The sequence below is a fragment of the Stenotrophomonas sp. 80084_Sma genome, assembly GCF_056481995.1.
This window is the reverse complement of the sequence record NZ_CM151177.1, coordinates 1,964,374-1,984,797: the sequence shown is the minus strand read 5'-3', so window position 1 is coordinate 1,984,797 and position 20,424 is coordinate 1,964,374. Positions and strand designations below refer to the sequence as shown.

At 66.6% G+C, this 20,424-nt stretch carries 13 protein-coding genes; 6 read left to right on the top strand and 7 right to left on the bottom strand.

Annotation, left to right across the window (positions count from 1 at the left end; all coding sequences use genetic code 11):
• Position 1 precedes the first annotated feature (1 nt).
• Positions 2 to 1,222, top strand: a complete 1,221-nt coding sequence (locus tag ACZK3W_RS09340) for a TraB/GumN family protein (protein WP_100437560.1) — start codon at positions 2 to 4, stop codon at positions 1,220 to 1,222.
• 200 nt (positions 1,223 to 1,422) lie between these two features.
• Here the strand turns inward: ACZK3W_RS09340 and ACZK3W_RS09335 are convergent, their stop codons facing one another.
• Genes ACZK3W_RS09335 through ACZK3W_RS09325 form a run of 3 tightly spaced genes read right to left on the bottom strand, consistent with a single transcriptional unit; the run spans position 1,423 to position 9,175 of the window.
• Entirely contained in the window at positions 1,423 to 4,509 is a 3,087-nt protein-coding gene (locus ACZK3W_RS09335; protein ID WP_478450680.1) for an efflux RND transporter permease subunit, read from the bottom strand.
• Positions 4,506 to 7,967, bottom strand: a complete 3,462-nt coding sequence (locus ACZK3W_RS09330) for an efflux RND transporter permease subunit (RefSeq protein WP_478450832.1) — start codon at positions 7,965 to 7,967, stop codon at positions 4,506 to 4,508. The genes ACZK3W_RS09335 and ACZK3W_RS09330 overlap by 4 nt, the downstream gene beginning before the upstream one ends.
• Positions 7,968 to 8,023: 56 nt before the next feature.
• Positions 8,024 to 9,175 (bottom strand): efflux RND transporter periplasmic adaptor subunit, encoded by a 1,152-nt coding sequence (locus ACZK3W_RS09325; protein WP_149909093.1) that lies wholly within the window; start codon positions 9,173 to 9,175, stop codon positions 8,024 to 8,026.
• A gap of 206 nt (positions 9,176 to 9,381) precedes the next feature.
• Here ACZK3W_RS09325 and ACZK3W_RS09320 point away from each other — a divergent pair, with 206 nt between their 5' ends.
• Positions 9,382 to 9,771, top strand: coding sequence for a c-type cytochrome (locus ACZK3W_RS09320; protein WP_005413034.1), 390 nt, complete (start codon positions 9,382 to 9,384; stop codon positions 9,769 to 9,771).
• A 9-nt stretch (positions 9,772 to 9,780) separates the two neighbouring features.
• Entirely contained in the window at positions 9,781 to 10,242 is a 462-nt protein-coding gene (locus ACZK3W_RS09315; protein ID WP_006361215.1) for a c-type cytochrome, read from the top strand.
• Positions 10,243 to 10,427: 185 nt separating this feature from the next.
• Here ACZK3W_RS09315 and ACZK3W_RS09310 read toward each other — a convergent pair whose 3' ends face one another.
• On the bottom strand, positions 10,428 to 12,311 hold the full coding sequence (locus ACZK3W_RS09310) for an ATP-binding cassette domain-containing protein (RefSeq protein WP_180836829.1): 1,884 nt from the start codon (positions 12,309 to 12,311) through the stop codon (positions 10,428 to 10,430).
• Positions 12,312 to 12,567: 256 nt separating this feature from the next.
• Positions 12,568 to 13,443 (bottom strand): LysR family transcriptional regulator, encoded by an 876-nt coding sequence (locus ACZK3W_RS09305; protein WP_125895769.1) that lies wholly within the window; start codon positions 13,441 to 13,443, stop codon positions 12,568 to 12,570.
• Between the two features lie 102 nt (positions 13,444 to 13,545).
• Here ACZK3W_RS09305 and ACZK3W_RS09300 point away from each other — a divergent pair, with 102 nt between their 5' ends.
• Positions 13,546 to 14,625: a YeiH family protein gene (locus tag ACZK3W_RS09300; RefSeq protein ID WP_253144384.1), complete on the top strand. Its 1,080-nt coding sequence runs from the start codon at positions 13,546 to 13,548 to the stop codon at positions 14,623 to 14,625.
• 154 nt (positions 14,626 to 14,779) lie between these two features.
• A complete protein-coding gene (gene dbpA, locus ACZK3W_RS09295; protein WP_049461879.1) occupies positions 14,780 to 16,156 on the top strand; it encodes an ATP-dependent RNA helicase DbpA in 1,377 nt (458 codons plus the stop codon).
• A gap of 142 nt (positions 16,157 to 16,298) precedes the next feature.
• Here the strand turns inward: dbpA and ACZK3W_RS09290 are convergent, their stop codons facing one another.
• Positions 16,299 to 16,835 (bottom strand): adenine phosphoribosyltransferase, encoded by a 537-nt coding sequence (locus ACZK3W_RS09290; RefSeq protein WP_032969786.1) that lies wholly within the window; start codon positions 16,833 to 16,835, stop codon positions 16,299 to 16,301.
• A gap of 235 nt (positions 16,836 to 17,070) precedes the next feature.
• On the opposite strand from ACZK3W_RS09290, the gene ACZK3W_RS09285 reads away from it, so the two are divergent.
• Positions 17,071 to 18,422, top strand: a protein-coding gene (locus ACZK3W_RS09285) for an IS3-like element ISStma2 family transposase (protein ID WP_132810585.1) whose coding sequence is annotated in 2 segments (ribosomal slippage) — positions 17,071 to 17,518 and positions 17,518 to 18,422 — 1,353 coding nt in all. Because the reading frame shifts where the segments join, the coding sequence is not laid out codon by codon here.
• Positions 18,423 to 18,855: 433 nt separating this feature from the next.
• Here the strand turns inward: ACZK3W_RS09285 and ACZK3W_RS09280 are convergent.
• Positions 18,856 to 20,421 carry a protein adenylyltransferase SelO gene (locus ACZK3W_RS09280; protein ID WP_478450679.1) on the bottom strand — a complete coding sequence of 522 codons (1,566 nt, stop codon included), beginning with the start codon at positions 20,419 to 20,421 and terminating at the stop codon, positions 18,856 to 18,858.
• Positions 20,422 to 20,424: the final 3 nt, after the last annotated feature.

Sequence of the window (20,424 nt, the reverse complement as noted above, 5' to 3'; positions counted from 1 at the left end):
CATGACCGAAACCCTTCCTGACACCGGCGACGACCTGTTCGCCGGCCAGCCGGTGCGCATCGTTGAACGCGACGGCGTGCGCTACACCCTGCTCGGCACCGCGCACGTTTCCCGCGCCAGCGTCGAGGCGGTGGAAAAAGCCATCGACAGCGGCCGCTTCGACGCGGTGGCCGTCGAGCTCGATCCGCAGCGCCTGCAGGCGCTGAGCGATCCGGACACACTGGCCAAGCTCGACCTGGTCGAAGTGATCCGCAAGGGCCGCGTGGCCCTGTTCGCCGCCAACCTGGCCCTGTCCGCGTACCAGCGCCGCCTGGCCGAACAGCTCGACATCGAGCCGGGCGCCGAACTGAAGCGCGCGGTGGAACTGGCGCGCGAGCGCAACCTGCCGGTACACCTGATCGACCGTGAAGTCGGCCTGACCTTCCGCCGTGCCTCGCAACGGCTGGGCTTCTTCGGCAAGCTGAAGCTGGTCGCCGGGCTTGGCGCAGGTCTGTTCTCATCCGAGGAAGTGGGCGAAAACGAGATCGAGAAGCTCAAGCAGGGCGACATGCTGGAGTCGAGCTTCGGCGAGTTCGCCAGCGAGAGCCCGGCGCTGTACGAGACCATCATCGGCGAGCGTGACCGCTACATGGCCACGCGCCTGCGCGAGGAACACGACCCGCAGCAGCGTGAAGTGCTGGCGGTGGTCGGTGCCGGTCACCTGGCCGGGCTGGCCCGCTACCTGGAAACCGACACCGAGGCACCGGCACCGCTGCGTGCCGAGCTGGAGGCGGTGCCGAAGAAGCGCAACATTCCGTGGTTCACGCTCGGCATCCTGGCGATCGTGGCGACCGGCATCGGCGTGGGCTTCTACCGCGGCGGTCTGGGCGTGGGCACCGAGCTACTGGCAACCTGGGCGATGTACACCGGCGGCCTGGCGGGCCTGGGCTGCCTGCTGGCCGGCGGCCATCCGCTGAGCATCCTCACCGCGATCGCGGTGGCGCCGTTCAAGCCGTTCCGCCTGAGCATCCCGACCGGCGCATTCTCGGCCCTGGTGGAAGCGCGCCTGCGCAAGCCGGCGTATGAGGACTTCCTGAAGCTGCGCGACGATGCGCAGAGCCTGAAGGGCTGGTATCGCAACCGCGTCACCCGCGTGGTGCTGACCTTCATGCTGACCAACATCGGCAGCATGCTGGGCCTGTGGCTGACCACGTTCAAGGTGTGGGGCAAGGTCGCCGGTTGATTGCAACGCCCCGCCGGGCATGGCCCGGCGCTACCGGCCGCACGGCGTCTGCGCGCGCGACCGGCAGGTGCCAACCTTGGTTGGCACGCTTTACGCCGACCGCAAAGATCGGCCGAGCATGCTCTGCGCAGAACATCAAAAAAGGGGGAGGCCGCCCCACTACGACCGGCCTCCCCCACACCACAACACGTTGGCGCCCATTACAGCCGGGCAGCGCCCGGCTCTACCATATCCAGACCGCGGGCGCGGCGGATCAGTCGCGTGACCGCACTGCGCAGGTCATCCAGCACTGCATAGATCGTCGGCAGGAACAGCAGGCTGACCACGGTCGAGAACGCCAGGCCGCCGGCAATCGCGCGCGCCATCGGCGCGTACTCCGGGCCGTTGCCGAACATCTGCGTACTGGTCAGCGAGATCGGCACCATCGCCAGGATTGCCGTGCCCATGGTCATCATGATTGGCCGCAATCGCTCGCGTGAGCCCTCCACCAGCGCCTGGGTGCGTCCCATGCCGCCGCGCCGCAGGTTGTTGATGTGCTCGATCATCACGATGCCGTTGTTCACCACCACGCCCATCAGCACCAGGATGCCGATGAAGGACATGATTCCGAACGAGGTACCGGTGATCCAGAACAACCAGAACACACCGAAGATCGAGAACAGCACGCCACTCATGATCGCCGCCGGGAACAGCAGCGACTCGAACACCGCCGCCATCACCACGTAGATCATCACCAGCGCGATCAGCAGGTTGAACACCATCTGCTGCATCGCTTCGTCGTCGTTGCCGTAGTCACCGCCATCGAAGGTGAAGCCATAGCCGGCCGGGAAGTTCATCGGCTTGAGCACCGACTCCATCGCCTTGCGGCCATCCGGCGCGGTGACCTTCTCGGCCAGGTTGGCCTTGATGGTCAGCGTGGTCTGGCGGTTGGTGCGTCCGATCTGGGTGGCGGACGAACCAACGTCGACGGTGACCAGGCTCAGCAGTGGCACGCTGCGGCCATCGCCGGTGCGCACGCTGAAACCGGCTAGGTCTTCCGGGCTGCTCTGCTCGGCACCGGCGAAGCGCACCCATACCGGCACTTCGTTGTCGCCGCGGCGGAACTCGCGCATCGGTGCACCGCGCAGGGCCAGGCCGACGAAGCTGGCTACCTGTTCGGCATTGAAGCCGAACGCCGCCGCACGCTCGCGGTCGACGCGCACCTTCAGTTCACCACCCTTTTCGCCGTTGTCGATGCGCACATCGCGCAGCTCGGCGCGCTGGGCCAGCAGCGGCACCACTTCCTGGCCGATCTCCTGCAGCATCGAACTGGAGTCGCCGACCAGCTGCACCTGCACGCCCTGGTTGCCGCCACCGCCGCCATCGCCGCCCTGGTTGCCGACGAAGTAGTCGGTGCGGGCCGACTTCGGCAGGCCCTTGCGCAGCTCTTCCTGCAGCGCCTTGATGTCCTTGGCGTACTTTTCGTCCAGGGTGACCACGGTGGAGCTGCCTTCCTGCTCGCTGTACCAGGAATACACCTGCTTCACGTGCAGGCGCTCGCGATTGGTGTCGATCCAGTTCTCCACCCGCGCCACTTCCTCGGACATCTGCCGGTAGGTGTAGGCGCCCTTCCACATATAGCCGATGAAGATGTCCTTGCCGCCGTCACCACCGAACATGTCGACCTTGGTCAGCTTCATCGGCACCAGGCTGACCAGCACCACCAGCACGATGCCGAGCAGGCTCCAGCCGCGATGGCGCAGCGACCAGTCCAGCAGTGTCGCGTAGCGCCGCTGCAGGCGCGCGATCACGCCGGTCTGCGAGTGCACCAGCTTCGGCGTGGCCATGCGCGCGGACAGCATCGGGATCAGGCTGACCGCGACCAGCCACGAGGCCAGCAGCGAGACCGAGATGGTGATCGCGATCTGTGCCATGAAGATGCTGATGTTGTTGGTCTCGCCGAACAGGTTCGGCACGAACACGATGCAGTGGCACAGCGTACCGGCGCTGAGCGCGATGGCCACGTTGCGGGTGCCGATGATCGAGGCCAGCCGCGGCTGCCCCGGCATGCGCTCGCGTTCCTGGTAGATGCTCTCCACCACCACCACGGCGTTGTCGACCAGCATGCCCACCGCCAGCAGCAGGCCCATCATGGTCAGGATGTTCAGCGTCACCCCGACGAAGTACATGAAGCCCAGGGTGATGGTGAAGCAGATCGGAATGGCCAGGGTCACCATCAGCGTGGACGGCCAATGGCGCAGGAAGAAGAACAGCACCGTGATCGACAGGATCAGGCCGACCGCACCGGCCTCGGCCAGTTCCAGCAGCGAGGAGGTCACCGCCTTGCCCTGGTTGTCGATCACCTTGATCTGCACGTCGCGCATCGACGCTTCGGCACGGATGGATTCAACCTCGGCCAGTGCCGCGCGCGACACCTCCACCAGATTGGCACTGCGCTCCTTGAAGATATCCAGGCCAACCGCCGGGTTGCCGTCCAGGCGGCGCCCGTAGTTCATCCGCGCCGGCTTCAGGCGCACATCAGCGATATCGCCCAGGCGCAGGCCCTTGGCGTTGATCACCAGATCGCGCATTTCCTGCAGGTCGGTGATCTCACCCACCGGCTGCACGCGCACGCGCTGGCCGTTGTCGTCGATCTGCCCGGCCGAGATCGAGAAATTCAGCGTGCGCAGGCGCTCGCTCAGTTCATTGATGCTCAGGCCGTGCGCGTTGAGGCGGTTCGGATCAATGGCGATCTCCACCTCGTTCGGCGGCGCACCGGTGATGTCGACACGGGCCACGCCGGGAATGCGCTCGATGCGCCGCTTGAACTCGCGGTCGAGCATGTCATAGGCGGTGGTCAGGTCGGTGGTGCTGGCCAGGCGCACCTTCAGCACCGGCTGGTCGCTGCTGGACCACTTGAACACGTTGTAGCGCTGCAGGTCGTCGGGCAGGTCGCTGCGGATTGCATCGATGCGCTCGCGCGCATCGGAAGCAGCAATCGCAATGTCACGATCCCAGTCACTGAACTCGATGTAGATCAGCGCTGCCTCGGAGGTGGCCGACGAGCGCATGCGCTTGATGCCGGTCATCGTCGCCAGCGATTCCTCGACCGGGCGGATGATGGTCCGCTCCACTTCCTCCGGTGTCGAGCCGGTGTACGGAATCTGCACGAACAGGAACGGCGCGGAGATGTCCGGCAGGGCTTCCAGCGGCAGCCGGAATGAAGCGATCAGGCCGATCACCACCAGCGACACGAAACACATGATGGTGGTGACCGGACGGCGGATGGAGAACTCGGCCACACTCATGCCGGTTCCTCCGCACCCGCCGCACTGCCCGCTGCACCCGGCTCGATCTCACCGGCATGCTTTCGGCCACGTTCGCGGTAATACGCATCGCCGCGACGGTCCATCAGGTCGTACACCACCGGGATCACCAGCAGAGTCAGCAGGGTCGACACCAGCAGGCCGCCGATCACGGTGATCGCCATCGGCGCGCGCACTTCGGCACCCTCACCCATCGCCACCGCCAGCGGCAGGAAGCCGAACAGCGTGCACAGCGTGGTCATGATGATCGGCCGCAGGCGCGAGCGCGCGCCTTCCACCAGCGCCTCGTGCTTTGCTACGCCGGCCTCGCGCAGCTGGTTGACCTTGTCGATCAGGATGATCGCGTTCTTGGTGACCAGGCCGACCAGAAGGATCAGGCCGATGAACACCACCACCGAGATGGGCTTGCCGGTCAGCATCAGCGCCAGGATCGCACCGACCAGCGCCAGCGGGATGGTGAACAGGATCACGAACGGATGCAGCAGCGATTCGAACTGCGAAGCCATCACCAGGTAGACCAGGAAGATCGCCAAGCCGAAGGCGAAGATCAACGACTTCGCCGCCTGCGCCAGCTCCTCACCCTGGCCACCGATGTGTAGGCCGACGCCCGCACCCAGCGGCTGCTCGGCGACCATCTGCTGCACCTCGCGCATGGCCGCGCCGAGGTCGATGTCGCGCAGGTTGGCCGACACCACCGCAACCCGGGTCTGGTCGGCGCGGTGGATTTCGCTGGGGCCAGTGGTGGCGACCACTTCGGCCACCGCGTCCAGCGTGACCGGACGGGTGCTGCCCGGGTTGACGATCAGCCGGCGGATGCTCTCCACGCTGGCGCGGTCGCCCTCCTGCGCACGCACCAGTACGTCGATCTTGCGGTCACGGAAGCTGTAGCGGGTGGCGACATCGCCGCGCACCTTCTTCACCACCACGTCGGCGATCTGGCGCGTGGTCAGGCCCAGCGCACCGGCACGCTCCTGGTCGAAGCGGATCTGGATTTCCGGGAAGCCCTCTTCCACCGTCGACTTCACATCGGCGTAGTGCGCATTGCCGCGCAGCATCGCCGCCAGGCGCTGGCCGGCCACTTCCAGGGTTGCCATGTCCTGCCCGCGCAACTCGATTTCCAGCGGCGTGGAGAAGCTGAACAACGCCGGCCGCGCGAAGTCGACCTGTGCCCCCGGATGCTGGCCCATGGTGTCACGCAGGCGCTCGGTGATCTCGGCTTCGGTACGCGCATTGCCGCCGCCTTCCATCACCACGGTCAGCTTGCCGATGTTCTCGCCGCTTTCGGTCGGGCTGGCATCGAGGCGGGTGCCGCTGCCGCTGACGCCATACAGCGAGGCCACGCCCTCGCCCTGGCCGTGGGCCAACTGCAGCTCGCGCACCAGCGCATCGGTCTGCTTCAGCGGCGTACCGGCCGGCAGCTTCACCGTCATCTCGAAACGGTCCTGCGCCAGCTGCGGGATCAGGTCGGCACCGAGCATCGGCACCAGCGCCATGGTCGCCACGAAGATGATCGAGGCGACACCCAGCACCTTGCCCGGATGCGCCAGTGCGCTCGGCAGCAGGCGCAGGTAGCCACGCTCGGCACCGGCGTACGGCTTCATCGCCAGATCGCTGGCCTTGCGCATCACCGGGCCGACCACCGCCACCACGCCACGCCACGCCCGCACGACCAGCCAGGCCAGCGCGTAGAAGCTCCAGCGCGCGGTCGCCACGGCACCACGACGGCCCAGTGCCACCGGCTTCTGCCAGCGGTTCTGCGGTTGCCACGGTTCGTTCGGCGCTTCTTCCGGGAACGCCAGCGGCGGCCGTCCCTTCAGCGAGCTCAGCATCGGGATCAGGGTCATCGACACCAGCAGCGAGATCGCGATGGCGATCGCCACGGTCAACGCCTGGTCGCGGAACAGCTGGCCAGCGATGCCATCGACGAACACCAGCGGCAAGAACACCGCGATGGTGGTCAGGGTGGAGGCGACCACCGCCATGCTCACTTCGCGGGTACCGGCGATGGCCGCCTGCAGGATGCCCAGGCCACGCTCGCGGGCCTTAGCGATGCTCTCCAGCACCACGATCGAGTCATCCACCACCAGGCCGGTGGCCAGTGCCAGACCGCCCAGCGACATCACGTTCAAGCTCAGGCCGAGCTGGCCCATGAAGAAGAACGTGGCGATGATCGAGACCGGCAGCGACAGGCTGATCACGAACGTGCTCCAGCCATCACGCAGGAACAGGAAGATGATCAGGATCGCCAGCAGGCCGCCGATCACTGCATCCTTCTTGACGTCGGCGATGGCGTGCTCGATGAAGCGCGACTGGTCCTCGATGGTGGTCATCTCGACATCGGACGGGAACGTGCCCTTGATCTGCTCCAGGCGCTTGCGCAGCGCTTCGGCGGTGGACACGGTATTGGCGTCGCCTTCTTTGTAGATCGCCAGTTCGACCGATTCCTTGCCGCCCAGGCGGATCACCGCTTCGCGCTCCTTGTAGCCCTGGCGCACGGTGGCCACGTCCTTCAGGCGCACCGGCACACCGTTGGCGACCACGCTGGAACCACCGCCGGACGATGCGCTCTGCGCCGCCGATGCCGCCGCGATGGCTGCCGCCGAACCGGTCGACGCGGCGATGTTGAACATCTGCTGCAACGCCGAGTCGGCCGCGCTGCCGTTCGACGCCTGGGTGGTGACCAGCAGGTTGCGGATCTCCTCCAGATCGGCGAACTGGTTGACGGTACGCACCAGGAAGCGCTGCGAACCCTCCTCCAGGCGGCCGCCGGAGATGTTGATGTTCTCGTCCTTCAGGCGCTTGATGACGGTGTCGATCGGCAGGTTCAACTGGGCCAGCTTCTGCTGGTCGATGTCGACCTGGATCTCGTCCTCGAGGCCACCACCGACCTTGACTGCCGCCACACCGCTGACCGGCTCCAGCTTCTTCTTCAGGTCTTCATCGGCGTAGCGGCGCAGGCCGGTCAGCTCGCGGACCGCATCGGCATCGCTGGTCGGCGCCACCTTGTTCGACAGCACCAGGCGCATGATCGGCTCGGTGGACGGATTGAAGCGCAGCAGCACCGGGGCCTTGGCCTCCAGTGGCAGGTTCAGCGCTTCCATCTTGTCGCGCACCTCCAGGCTGGCCTGGTCCATGTTGGTGCCCCAGGCGAACTCCAGCACTACATCACTCTGGCCGGTGCGCGAGACCGACTTCAGCTTGCGCAGGTTCTTGACCACGCCGACCGCTTCTTCAACCGGCTGGGTGATCAGGGTTTCGATTTCGGTCGGCGCCGAACCGGTGTACTCGGTGCGCACGGTCAGCGTCGGGTAGCTCAGGTCGGGCAGCAGGTTGACCTTGAGGTTGCCCAGCGCGATCAGGCCGAACAGCAGCAGGGTGACCGTGCACATGGCGATGGTCACGCGGCGGCGGGTGGCGAATTCCACCAGGCCGCCGCGCATGCTGGCGGCGGCGCCGTCGCTCGCCGGCGAGGCAACGTGGTCGTGGCCCGGGGCGGTCATTGCGTGCTCCCGGCCTTGTCTGCCGGCTTGGCGGCCGCTGCGACCGTCTTCGGCTTTGCCTTCGGATCGGCGATCACCTGCACTGCGGTGCCGTCGCGCAGGGCGACCTTGCCGGCGGTGACCACCTGATCACCGGCCGCCAGGCCATCACGGATCTCCACCCACGGGCCCTCGGCGTAACCCAGCTTGACCGGAACGCGTGCGACCTTGCCTTCGCGCACCCGGAACACCGCCGGCTCACCATCGTCGAGCAGCGCCAGGCGCGGCACCACCAGCGCATCGGCACGCTGGTCGTAATCGATGCGGATGCGCCCGAACATGCCGGGCTGCAGCGCATGTGCGGCGCCATCGAAGGCGCTGACCACGCGAAACGTACCGCTGCCCGAATCCACCACCGGCGCGATGCGATCGACGGTGCCGGTGAAGCTCTGGCCCGGCAGCGCGTCGGCGGCCAGCGTCACCGGCTGGCCAGCGCGCAGGGTGGCCAGCTCGCGCTCGGGCACGTTGAGGGTGGCTTCCAGCCGCGAGTTGTCGACGATGCGGAAGATCGGCGTGTTGATCTGCACGAAGTTGCCGGTCTTGATCGAGCGCGACGCGATCACGCCGGAGATCGGCGCCACCACCGTGGTGTAGGACAGTTCCAGCGTGGCCAGGCGGTACTGCGCGCGTACGTTTTCCAGGTCGTAACGCAGCTGGTCGACGTCGGCGGCGCTGACCATCTGCTGGCCAACCAGTTTCTGCGCGCGCTGGTAGTTGTTTTCCAGCTTGCGCATCTGCGCTTCGCTCTGCGCCACAGCCAGCCGAGCGCGGTCCGGGTCCAGCCGCACCAGCGGCTGGCCGGCGGTGACCCGCTGGCCTTCTTCGACCAGCACCGCCAGCGCCACGCCGGAAGTCTTGGCCACCACCTGCGACTCGGCGCGTGGTTCCAGCGCAGCGGTACCGGTGTAGCTGGCCGCGACAGCACGGTGGCTGGCCACGGCCACTTCGACCGGGACCGCATCGACCTTCTTCTCCTCCTTGGTCTCGGCGGCCTTGGCTTCGGAATTGGGCCCTGCGGCGCAACCGCCCAGCAGCAGGGAGGTGGAGATCAGCAGTGCGGCAGCGCAGATTCCGCTGCGACGGCCTGACAGGAAGGTTGGGTGCGACATCGTCAGATCCCTGGAGGATGCGTGGACAGGTGTGGTAGCAAAGTAATGCACCACTTCACGGCAACACCATATCCCAAAGGTCATGGTGTCTTCGTGCCACTGGTCGGCCCGCCCCCCATTTCAGCTAGATGAAACCTGGGGCTATACTCGGGTCGTTCCGTACCCCACGCCGGAACGACCAGACCCGAATCCCCGGAAACGACACCATGCGCCCGCAGCCGCTCGCCGCTTGTCTCGCTCTGGCCGTCCTCCTGCCCCTTGGGGCCGCCGCACAGCCCGCTCCTGCTCCTGCCACACCTGCCCCGGCCCCGGCTCCCGCCGCTGCCCCGGCGCCTGCCGCCCCCACCGGCAACTTCGACAATGGCCGTGTCCTGGCCTACACCTGCCAGGGGTGCCATGGCATCACCGGCTACAAGAACGCCTACCCCAGTTACCGGGTGCCGAAGATCGGCGGCCAGACCCAGCAGTACCTGGCCCAGGCCCTGACCGAGTACCGCCAGGGCAAGCGCAGGCATCCGACGATGCAGGCGCAGTCGATGAGTTTCAGCGAACAGGAGATCGCCGATCTCTCTGTTTACCTGTCCACCGTCAAGTAAGGCCCGCCCATGTCGAAAGCCGCGCATCCGATGCGTCACGCCATCGCCCTGTCCGTTGCCCTGCTGCTGGCCGCCTGTTCACAGTCGCAGGTGGAAAACAGCGAGAAATCCGCCGCCGACCCGGGCCATGCCAGCGGCGAACACGGCTCTTCATCCTCCGCCGGCCTGCCACCGGGCCGCGAGGCCGCCGGCGAGGCCCGCGCCAAGGTGAAGAGCAAGGCCACCAACCAGAGCTGCATCGACTGCCACGGCGCCGACGGCAACGCGCCGATCGATGCGACCTACCCGAAGCTCGGTGGGCAGTACGGCGACTATCTGGCGCATGCGCTGCAGGCGTACCGTGCCGGCGACCGCCAGCATGCGCTGATGACCCCACAGGCGAAGGACCTGAGCGATCAGGACATCGCTGATCTGGCGGCGTATTTCGGCAGCCGGCCGAGCCAGCTGCGGGATCTGCACGGGGTCAAATGACCGCCGGCGCCCCGGTGGGTGCGGACCTTGGTCCGCACGGACCGTTGATTGGTGGGTGCGGACCTTGGTCCGTACGGAGGCGTAACCGGCTTCGGTAGGTGCGGACCGTTGGTCCGCACGGATCCCGATATCCACGCATGGCGTGGATCTACTGAGTTCACCGGCAGCGCCGGCGGACGCTCAGCTCAGCCTTCCAGCTCTTCCCAGCGCGCGTACGCCGCATCCAGCTCGGCCTGCACCTTGGCCAGCTGCTGGGTGTGCGCCGCCACTTCAGCGCTGCTGCGGGTGTAAAACGACGGGTCGTTCATCGCCGAGGTCAGCCCTTCGACGTCGCCTTCCAGCTTCTCGATGGTCTTCGGCAGCTGCTCCAGCTCGCGTGCTTCCTTGTAGGCCAGCTTGCGCTTGGGCGCGGCCGGCGTAGCGGCCGCTGCAGCAGGTGCAGCTGCCGCTGGCTTGGCGGCAGCCACCACCGCCGGCGCGGCGGCAATGCTGCTGGCGTACCGCTGCCAGTCGCTGTAGCCACCCACGTACTCACCGATCACGCCGTCGCCTTCCATCACCAGCGTGGAGGTCACCACGTTGTCAATGAAGTCACGGTCATGGCTGACCAGCAGCAGCGTGCCGGTGTACTCGCCCAGCAGCTCTTCCAGCAGCTCCAGGGTTTCCACGTCGAGGTCGTTGGTCGGTTCGTCCATTACCAGCAGGTTGGACGGCTGCGCGAACAGCTTGGCCAGCAGCAGGCGGTTGCGCTCGCCACCGGACAGGCGGGTGATCGGCGCACGCGCACGTTCCGGGGTGAACATGAAGTCCTGCAGGTAGGCATGCACATGCTTGCGCTTGCCGTTGAACTCGAGGAAATCGCGGCCTTCGGCCACGTTCTCGATCGCGCTCCAGTCTTCGCGCAGCACCGCGCGGTACTGGTCGAAATAGGCGATCTGCAGATTGGTGCCCGCGTTGACCTCGCCCTTGGCCGGCTGCAGTTCGCCCAGCAGCAGCTTCAGCAGCGTGGTCTTGCCGCTGCCGTTGGGGCCGATCAGGCCGATGCGGTCGCCACGCAGGATGGTGGTGGTGAAATCGCGGACCATGGTGCGCTCGCCGAAGGCGAACGAAATGTCCTTGACGTCGATGACCTTCTTGCCGGAGCTGACGCCTTGGGCAGCTTCCATCTTGACGTTGCCACTGAGGTCGCGGCGCTGCGAGCGTTCGGTGCGCATCGCCTTCAGGCGGCGCACGCGGCCTTCGTCGCGGGTACGACGGGCCTTGATGCCTTGGCGGATCCAGACTTCTTCCTGCGCCAGCAGCTTGTCGAAACGGGCGTTTTCCTGCGCCTGCGCGTTGAGGCGTTCCTCGCGGCGGCGCTCGTAGTTGGCCCAGTCGCCCGGCCAGCTGGTGACCTGGCCGCGGTCGATCTCGACGATGCGGGTGGCCAGTGCACGCAGGAAGCGACGGTCGTGGGTGACGAACACCACGCTGCCGCTCCAGCCCTTCAGGAACGCTTCCAGCCAGTCGATGGCTTCGATGTCCAGGTGGTTGGTCGGTTCGTCCAGCAGCAACACATCCGGGCTGGACACCAGCGCACGGGCCAGCAGCACGCGGCGCTTCATGCCGCCGGACAGGCGGCCGAACTCGGCCTCGCCATCCAGGTCGAGCTTGGTCAGGGTTTCGCTGACACGCTGGTCCAGGCCCCAGCCGTTGGCGGCGTCGATCTTGGCCTGTACGTTGCCAAGGGCTTCGCCATCGAATACTTCGGCATGGCTGAGGTGGTGGAACTCGGCCAGCCACTGGCCCAGTTCGCCGAGGCCGTCGGCGACGACGTCGAACACCGAGCCAGCAGCGCCGTGCGGCACTTCCTGCTCCAGGCGGGTGACACGCACGCCCTGCTGCACGCGGACTTCGCCGTCATCGGGCTTGTGGTCGCCGGACAGCAGCTTGAGCAGGGTGGATTTGCCGGCGCCGTTGCGGCCGATCAGGGCGATGCGTTCGCCCGGCTCGATCGACAGTTCGGCCTTTTCCAGCAACAACGGGCCGCCGACGCTGAAGTCGACGTTCTGTAGGGTAATCAGAGGCATCCGGCCATTGTACCGGTTGGGGGCGTCGGCCGGGCTGCACCCGGCACCCGCGGTAGTGCCGGCCGCTGGCCGGCAACCTCAACGGCAACGTCAAAAGCGGGTTTCCTGCGGGATGGCGGAGTGGATCCCGCGATCTGTCGGAACGGCATTCTGCTCTGGTGGGTGTCGACCCTGGTCGACACAGTAGATCCACGCCATGCGTGGATGAGCACTACAAGAAGTGTCGATGGATGGAATCAACTGGGGTTCTGATGGATTACCCCACCTCCCCCAGCAACGCCTGCAACCCCGGCAGCCACTGCTTGCCGGGATGCCGTACCAGCCACAGGGTGCGCTGCAGGGCGGGCAACGGGGTCTCAAGCACGCGCAGGCGGCCGAGGGCCAGCGGCTCTTCCAGCGCATGACGCGAGAGACAGGCCAGACCGAGCCCGGCGATGGCGGCCTGCTTGATCGCTTCGGTATTGCCCAGCTGCAGGGTCTGCGCGAAACCGCGCAGGTGCGGCAACAAGGCCTGCTCCACCGCTTCGCGGGTACCCGAGCCCGGTTCGCGCAGCAGCCAGCGTGCGCGGCGCAGTTCGTCCAGCGACCAGCGCGCGGGGGCATCGGTGGCGGCGACGATCACCAGCGGGTCCTGCTGCCAGGCGGTGACCTGCAGGCCGCGCTCGTGGCACGGGCCTTCGATCAGGCCGGCGTCCACGTCCAGTCGCTGCACGGCGGCGACAACGCCGGCACTGTTGTCGATGCGCAGGTCGACCTCGGCCTGTGGCGCCTGGCGCAGCAGATCGGCGATGCGTGGGGGCAGCAGGTAATTGCCGATGGTGGTGCTGGCGGCCAGCACCAGCCGCAGTGGCGCGCCCTGCGACGGGTCACCGCCGGCGGCGAGCTGGCGCTCGAGGTCGGCGGCGTTGACCAGCAGCGTGCGCGCGGGTTCCAACAGGGCGCGGCCGTGGCCATTCAGCGCCAGGCGGCGGCCGATGCGGTCGAACAGGGGCGTGCCGAAGTGCGCTTCCAGCTCCTGCAGGGCGGCGCTGCTGGCCGACTGCGAAAGCGCAATGGCCTGGCCGGCAGCAGTGGTGCTGCCATGGTCGGCGATGGCGACGAAGACCTGCAGCTGGCGCAAGGTCAGGCGCATGGCACTTACCTTCTTGATGGGTAGGTTTCACCCATATTATTCGTTTTACAGGTCAGCGACAGAGGCGCACGCTTGCCCCATCACTCCAGCCCTGCCCCTGCCATGAACGCCCCCGCTCTCTCCCCCTGGTCCCTGCCCGCCCTGCGCCAACGCTGGCAGCCGCGCCTGCCCGGCCTGCTGCTGGTGGGTCTGATCGCGGCAGCGTCGCTGTACCTGGCCGAGCTGCCCTGGCTGCAGGCGCACGGTCTGAGCGCGCTGACAGTGGCCATCGTCGCCGGCATCGTGGTCGGCAACACCCTCTATCCGCGGCTGGCGCCGAGCAGCGCAGCCGGTGTCGGCTTCTCCAAGCACTGGCTGCTGCGCGCCGGCATCGTGCTGTACGGCCTGCGCCTGACCTTCCAGGACATCGGCCATGTCGGCGTCAGCGGCGTGCTGATGGACGTGCTGGTGGTGGCTAGCACCTTCGGCCTGGCCTGCTGGCTGGGCGTGCGTGTGTTCAAGATGGAGCGTGAGGCGGCAATGCTGATCGGTGCCGGCAGCGCGATCTGCGGCGCGGCGGCGGTGATGGCCGCCGAACCAGTGGTGCGCGGCCGTGCTGCGCAGGTCACGGTAGCGGTGTCGACAGTGGTGGTGTTCGGCACGCTGGCGATGTTCCTGTATCCCGCCCTGTATGCGCTGGTGCAGTCGCACGGCTGGCTGGCAATGGACGCGCGCCAGTACGGTCTGTTCACCGGCGCGACGGTGCATGAAGTGGCACAGGTAGTCGCCGCTGGCCGCGCGGTCAACGAAGCGGCGGCTGACACGGCGGTGATCACCAAGATGGTGCGGGTGATGCTGCTGGCACCGTTCCTGGTGGCGCTGTCGCTGTGGCTGGCGCGTGGCGGCAAGGCCAGCGCCGATGGCAGCAAGGCGCGCATTGTGGTGCCGTGGTTCGCTTTTGGTTTCGTGGCGGTGGCCGGGTTCAACTCGCTGCATCTGCTGCCGGCCGGCCTTCAGGCGGGGCTGGTGCAGCTGGATACCGTGCTGCTGGCGATGGCGATGGCCGCGCTGGGCCTGACCACCCACGTCTCGGCGCTGCGCCAGGCCGGCCTGAAGCCGCTGCTGCTGGCACTGATCCTGTTCGCCTGGCTGCTGTTCGGGGGCCTGGCGATCCACCAGGGCGTGCTGGCGGTGCTTGGCTGAGCAGGAGCGTGCCGACCAAGGTCGGCACCCACCAGTAGATCCACGCCATGCGTGGATGGCGGCTCCAATTGGGGGTCAGAGCCCTTTCCTGCGGAAAGGGATCCGACCCCACCCCATTAGGCGGGAGCGGCCGCGCGGACGGGTACAATGCGCCATGACTGACTTCTCGACCCTGCCGCTGAGCCCGGCCCTGCAGCCCGGCCTGGATGCCCTCGGCTACACCACCCTTACCCCCGTGCAGGCGCAGAGCCTGCCGGCCATCCTGGATGGCCGCGATGTGATCGCACAGGCGCCGACCGGCAGCGGCAAGACCGCCGCCTTCGGCCTCGGCCTGCTGCAGGCCATCGACCCCAGCCTGATCCGCGTGCAGGCGCTGGTGCTGTGCCCGACCCGCGAATTGGCCGACCAGGTCGGCAAGCAGATCCGCAAGCTGGCCACCGGCATCCCCAACCTGAAGCTGCTGCTGCTGGTCGGCGGTGTGCCGCTGGGCCCGCAGCTGGCGTCGCTGGAAGGCCACGACCCGCACGTGGTGGTCGGCACTCCTGGCCGTGTGCAGGAGCTTGCACGCAAGCGCGCGCTGAATCTTGGCGCGGTGCGCACGCTGGTGCTGGACGAAGCCGACCGCATGCTCGACATGGGCTTCGAGGAGCCGATCCGCGAGATCGCCGGCCGCACCCACAAGGATCGCCAGAGCCTGCTGTTCTCGGCCACCTTCCCCGACAGCATCCGCACCATGGCGCGTGACCTGCTGCGCGACGCGGTGGAAGTGACCGTGGAGGGTGCCGACCAGGCACCGGCCATCCGCCATCTGTTCTGCGAGGTGGAACCGGCGCACCGCCAGAAGGCGCTGGCTGGCCTGCTGCTGAAGTACACGCCGGAATCGGCGGTGGTGTTCTGCAACACCCGCAAGGACGTGGACGAAGTGGCCAACTCGCTGCAGCAGTTCGGCTTCTCCGCACTGGCCCTGCACGGCGACATGGAGCAGCGCGACCGCGAGGAAGTGTTGTTGCTGCTGGCCAACCGCAGCTGCAACGTACTGGTGGCCAGCGATGTGGCCGCACGCGGCCTGGACGTGGAAGAGCTGGCGGCGGTAATCAACTACGAGCTGCCGACCGACGTGGAGAGCTACCAGCACCGCGTGGGCCGTACTGGCCGTGCTGGTGCCAGCGGCCTGGCGATCAGCCTGGTGGCCGGCCGCGAGAAGACCCGTGCCGAAGCCATCGAAGCGCAGATGGGTCAGCCACTGGACTGGCAGAAGACGCCGCTGGCGACTTCGCGCCCGGCCGAGCTGCCGCAGGCCGCGATGCGCACGCTGCGTATCGACGGTGGCAAGACCGACAAGCTGCGCCCGGGCGATATCCTCGGTGCACTGACCGGCGACGCCGGCCTGTCGAGCAAGTTCATCGGCAAGATCGCGATCTTCCCAACCCGCTCCTATGTGGCGATCGCGCGTGAGCAGGCCAACAAGGCCGTGGCCAAGCTGGAAGCCGGCAAGATCAAGGGCCGACGTTTCCGCGTGCGGATGATGTAACCGGGTGACCTGTAGAGTCGAGCCATGCTCGACTCTGTGGGAACAGCGAACGGCAACAGCGCTGCCACCCAAGGTTGGCAACTACCGGCTCCAGGCCATTCGCTCTGGTAGATGCCAACCTTGGTTGGCACCCACCCTTCGATCAGAACACCAGTTCGGTGTGCAGCGGCAGGTCCGCTTCCCAGCGGGCGCGGCCGCCGAGACCGTCCAGTTCGACCAGCACGCCGGCACCGACCACGTCAACGCCCAGGCGGCGCACCAGCGACAACGCGGCGACCAGCGTGCCACCCGTAGCCAGCACGTCGTCGATGATTGCCACGCGGGCACCGGCCGGCAGCGCATCGGCGTGCACTTCGATGCAGTCGCTGCGGTATTCCAGCGTGTATTCCTCGCGCAGCACCTGGCCCGGCAGCTTGCCCGGCTTGCGCACCGGCACGAAGCCGACGCCCAGTTCCAGCGCCATCGCGGCGCCGAGGATGAAGCCGCGCGATTCGATGCCGACCACCGCGTCCAGCTTCTGGTCGCGCCAGCGGTCGGCCATCGCGGTGATGGCACCGCGGAAGTCCTCGCCGTGGGCGAGCAGCGGCATGATGTCCTTGAACAGGATGCCGGGCTTGGGGAAGTCGGCGATGTCGCGCAGGCGGGAGGCCCACTGCGGAGCGACGATGGCGTCGGTCATGTCACGTTGGCTATCTGATGGCGGCATAGGGTACCTGTTCCGGGCGCCGCCTGCCTGTTGGGGGTGTTCGGCCGGGCTGCGCCCGGCACCTGCAGAGGCTACCGCGCAAGCAAAAGCGAAAGCAAAAGCCGCATTCCGAGAGATGGCGGGGTGGGTCCGGTTGCGGGAGACGCCGTAAACCCGTCCATGAAGTGACCCCCGGGAGTTGGACACCAGATCCAACCCCGAGGGATACATGAACAAATACGACGCGCGTTTCAAACTGCAGGTCGCCAAAGAGGCCTGTAAGACCTCCACATCGGTCAAAGCCATTGCCCGTCGCCACGGCCTGGAGTTCTCCACGGTCAGGCGCTGGGTGGCGACCTATCGGCTGCATGGTAGGCGGGGATTTCATCGCCAGGCCCGGTCCTATGACCTCCCGTTCAAACTGGCTGTCCTGGAGAAGATGAGCCAGGACGGCTTGTCCGGGCGGGAGGCCACCACCTACTTTCAAATTGGCGATGCCGGCGCGGTGGGGCGATGGCGGCGCCTGTATGCTCAAGGCGGTGCCCAAGCGTTGGCACCCCCTCCGCCGCCGCCCCGAAAGCCGATGAAAAAGACCCGTTCGTCCAAGCCACCTGAGGATATGAGCCGCGATGAGCTGCTCAAGGAAGTCGCCTATCTGCGTGCGGAGACCGACTACCTAAAAAAACTCGATGCCTTGATCCGGGAAGAGCAGGCGGCGCAGGACGCAAAGCGCAAGCCGTCCAAGGATTGAGGCAGGTTCATACGCTGTCGCTTCTGCTCGAAGCAGCTGAGCTGTCACGCAGTACGTTCTATTACCAGAACCATGTCCTGGCCCATCCGGATCAGGATGAGGCAGCCCTGTGCGAGCGCATCCGTGCAATCTACGATCAAAGCCAAGGGCGCTATGGCTATCGCACGGTGACGCTGGAATTAGCCAATCAGGGTCATCGGACCAATCACAAGCGGGTTCAGCGCCTGATGGGGGAGATGGGACTGAAATCGCGGGTGCGTGTGAAGCGCTACCAGGCCTTCAAGGGGGCGGCCAATGTTGTGGTTGGCAATGACCTCAATCGCCAGTTCCATGCCGAGCGGCCCAACCAGAAGTGGGTGACTGACGTGACCGAGTTCAAGGTGCAGGGCATGAAGCTGTACCTGTCGCCGATCATGGACCTCTACAACGGCGAAATCGTGGCTTATCAGATCAAGCGTCGGCCCGTATTTGATCTGGTGGGTCAAATGCTGGAGGAGGCCATCAAGAAGCTTTCCCCGGATGAGCGCCCGATGATCCACTCCGACCAGGGCTGGCAGTACCAGCATGAAAACTACCGGCATATGCTGGAAAAGCACTCGTTGAAGCAAAGCATGTCCCGGCGCGGCAACTGCCTGGACAATGCGGCGATGGAGAGCTTCTTTGGAACGCTGAAGTCGGAGTTCTTCTACCTGAACAGCTTTGACAGCCTCGAGAGTCTGGAGGCTGGGCTGGTGGAATACATCCAGTACTACAACGAAGAGCGCATCAAACTGAAACTGAAAGGTCTGAGCCCGATAAAGTACCGGGAGCAGGCCCAATCGGCCGCCTGACCCCGTCCAAGTCTCGGGGGTCACTTCACCATGGGGGCTTGGCCGCGGCATCCATGCCGCGGACACTCCCGCAACCGGACCCACCCCGCCTTCGACAGACTTCTGCGATCTGTTGATCCATGCGATGCGTGGATGGATCTCTATCGAAATCGAATGTTTCGAGAATTGAACGAAGAGCATCCACGCATGGCGTGGATCTACCGTGTCGACCAAGGTCGACACCTACCCACAGCAGCGGGAATCTGTCGGAGGCGGGGCGGTGTGGGGCTGCAGGACCGTTGGCGCCATGGATGGCGCCATCGAGCCCCCATGGACGGGTTTACGGCGTGTCCTGCAGCCCCACACCGCCCCGCCAGACCACGGAATCCGCTTTTGCTCTGGCTGTTGCCCTGGCCTCTGCGGGTGCAGGGCGCAGCCCTGCCGAAACCCACCCTCAGGAACTGCAGGACAGCATCGAGCAGCCGGCGCGGTTGTCGGCCCACGCCGGGCGCTTGCCGGCGAAATGCTCCAGCCCGGCACGCTCGGTGTACGGATCACGCAGTACGTCCTGCAACGCATGAACACCGCCGAGGTCGCCCTGTTCGGCGCGGTCGATGGCTTCCTGCGCCAACCAGTTGCGCAGCACATACAGCGGATTGGCCGCGGCCATCTTCGCCGTGCGTTCGCTGGCCGACAACGGATCGGCCTGCAACCGTGCCGCGTAGTCCTGCAGCCACTGCTGCAACGGTGCCTGCACCGCCTGCTGGCGCGCCTCGTCGTAGTACACCGCGTCCAGCAGCGCCGCATCCGCTGCCGTCGGATCGAGGCGCATCAGCGCGCGCCAGGCCAGGGTCATGTCCATGGCACCGTCCTGCATCAACTGCTGCCAGCGCAGGTAGAGCTGCAGGTCGTCATCGTCGGCAGCGGCCAGGCCCAGCTTGGCTGCGGCATCGCGACGGGTGCAGGCCACGAAGGTGGACTGGTAGGCCGCCAGACCGGCCTGCAGCGGCGCCACATCGGCGAACAACGGCGACAACGCCTGGGCCAATCGGCTCAGGTTCCAGTACGCCACCTGCGGCTGGGTACCGAAGCGATAACGCCGGCCCTGCGCGTCGGTGGTGTTCGGCGTCCAGTCCGGATCGAAATCCTCGACCCAGCCGTAAGGGCCGTAATCGAGTGTGAGGCCGAGCACGGACAGGTTGTCGGTGTTCATCACGCCATGCACGAAACCCACGCGCATCCAGTGCGCGATCATCTCGGCGGTGCGCACCGCGATCTGCGCGAACCAGTCGCCATACAGCGCCTCGCCCTGCCCTTCGAGCTCCGGAAAGTCGCGGGCGATGCAGGCGTCGACCAACTGCTGGAGCAACGCGGTTTCGCCACGCGAGGCCGGCAGTTCGAAGGAACCAAAGCGCAGGAACGACGGCGATACCCGGCACACGATGGCACCCGGCTCCGCGCGCGGGTGGCCGTCGTAGAACATGTCACGCACCACGTCGTCGCCGGTACCGACCAGCGACAACGCGCGCGTGGTCGGCACGCCCAGATGGTGCATCGCTTCGCTGCACAGGAATTCGCGGATCGACGAGCGCAGCACTGCGCGCCCATCGGCCCCGCGCGAATACGGCGTGGGGCCGGCGCCCTTCAGCTGCAGCTCCCAGTGGCGGCCATCCGGTGCGACCAGTTCACCCAGCGAGATCGCACGGCCGTCGCCGAGCTGGCCGGCCCAGTGACCAAACTGATGGCCCCCGTAGTTGGCCGCCCAAGGCTGCATGCCTGCATACAGTGCGTTACCGCCGAATACACGCGCGAAGCCTTCGCTCTCGACCTCAGCGGTATCGAAGCCAAGCATCTCGGCGACGTCCGGTGCCCAAGCCAGCAGCGTGGGCGCCGTCACCGGGGTCGGCATCACTGGCGACCAGGCCGCGCCCAGCACTTCACGCCTGCGCGGGCCGGATTCGGGGTCGCCCGGCAGGGTATGCAGCAGGCGGTTGTCGAAACGGGGGCTGTCGGTATCCATGGT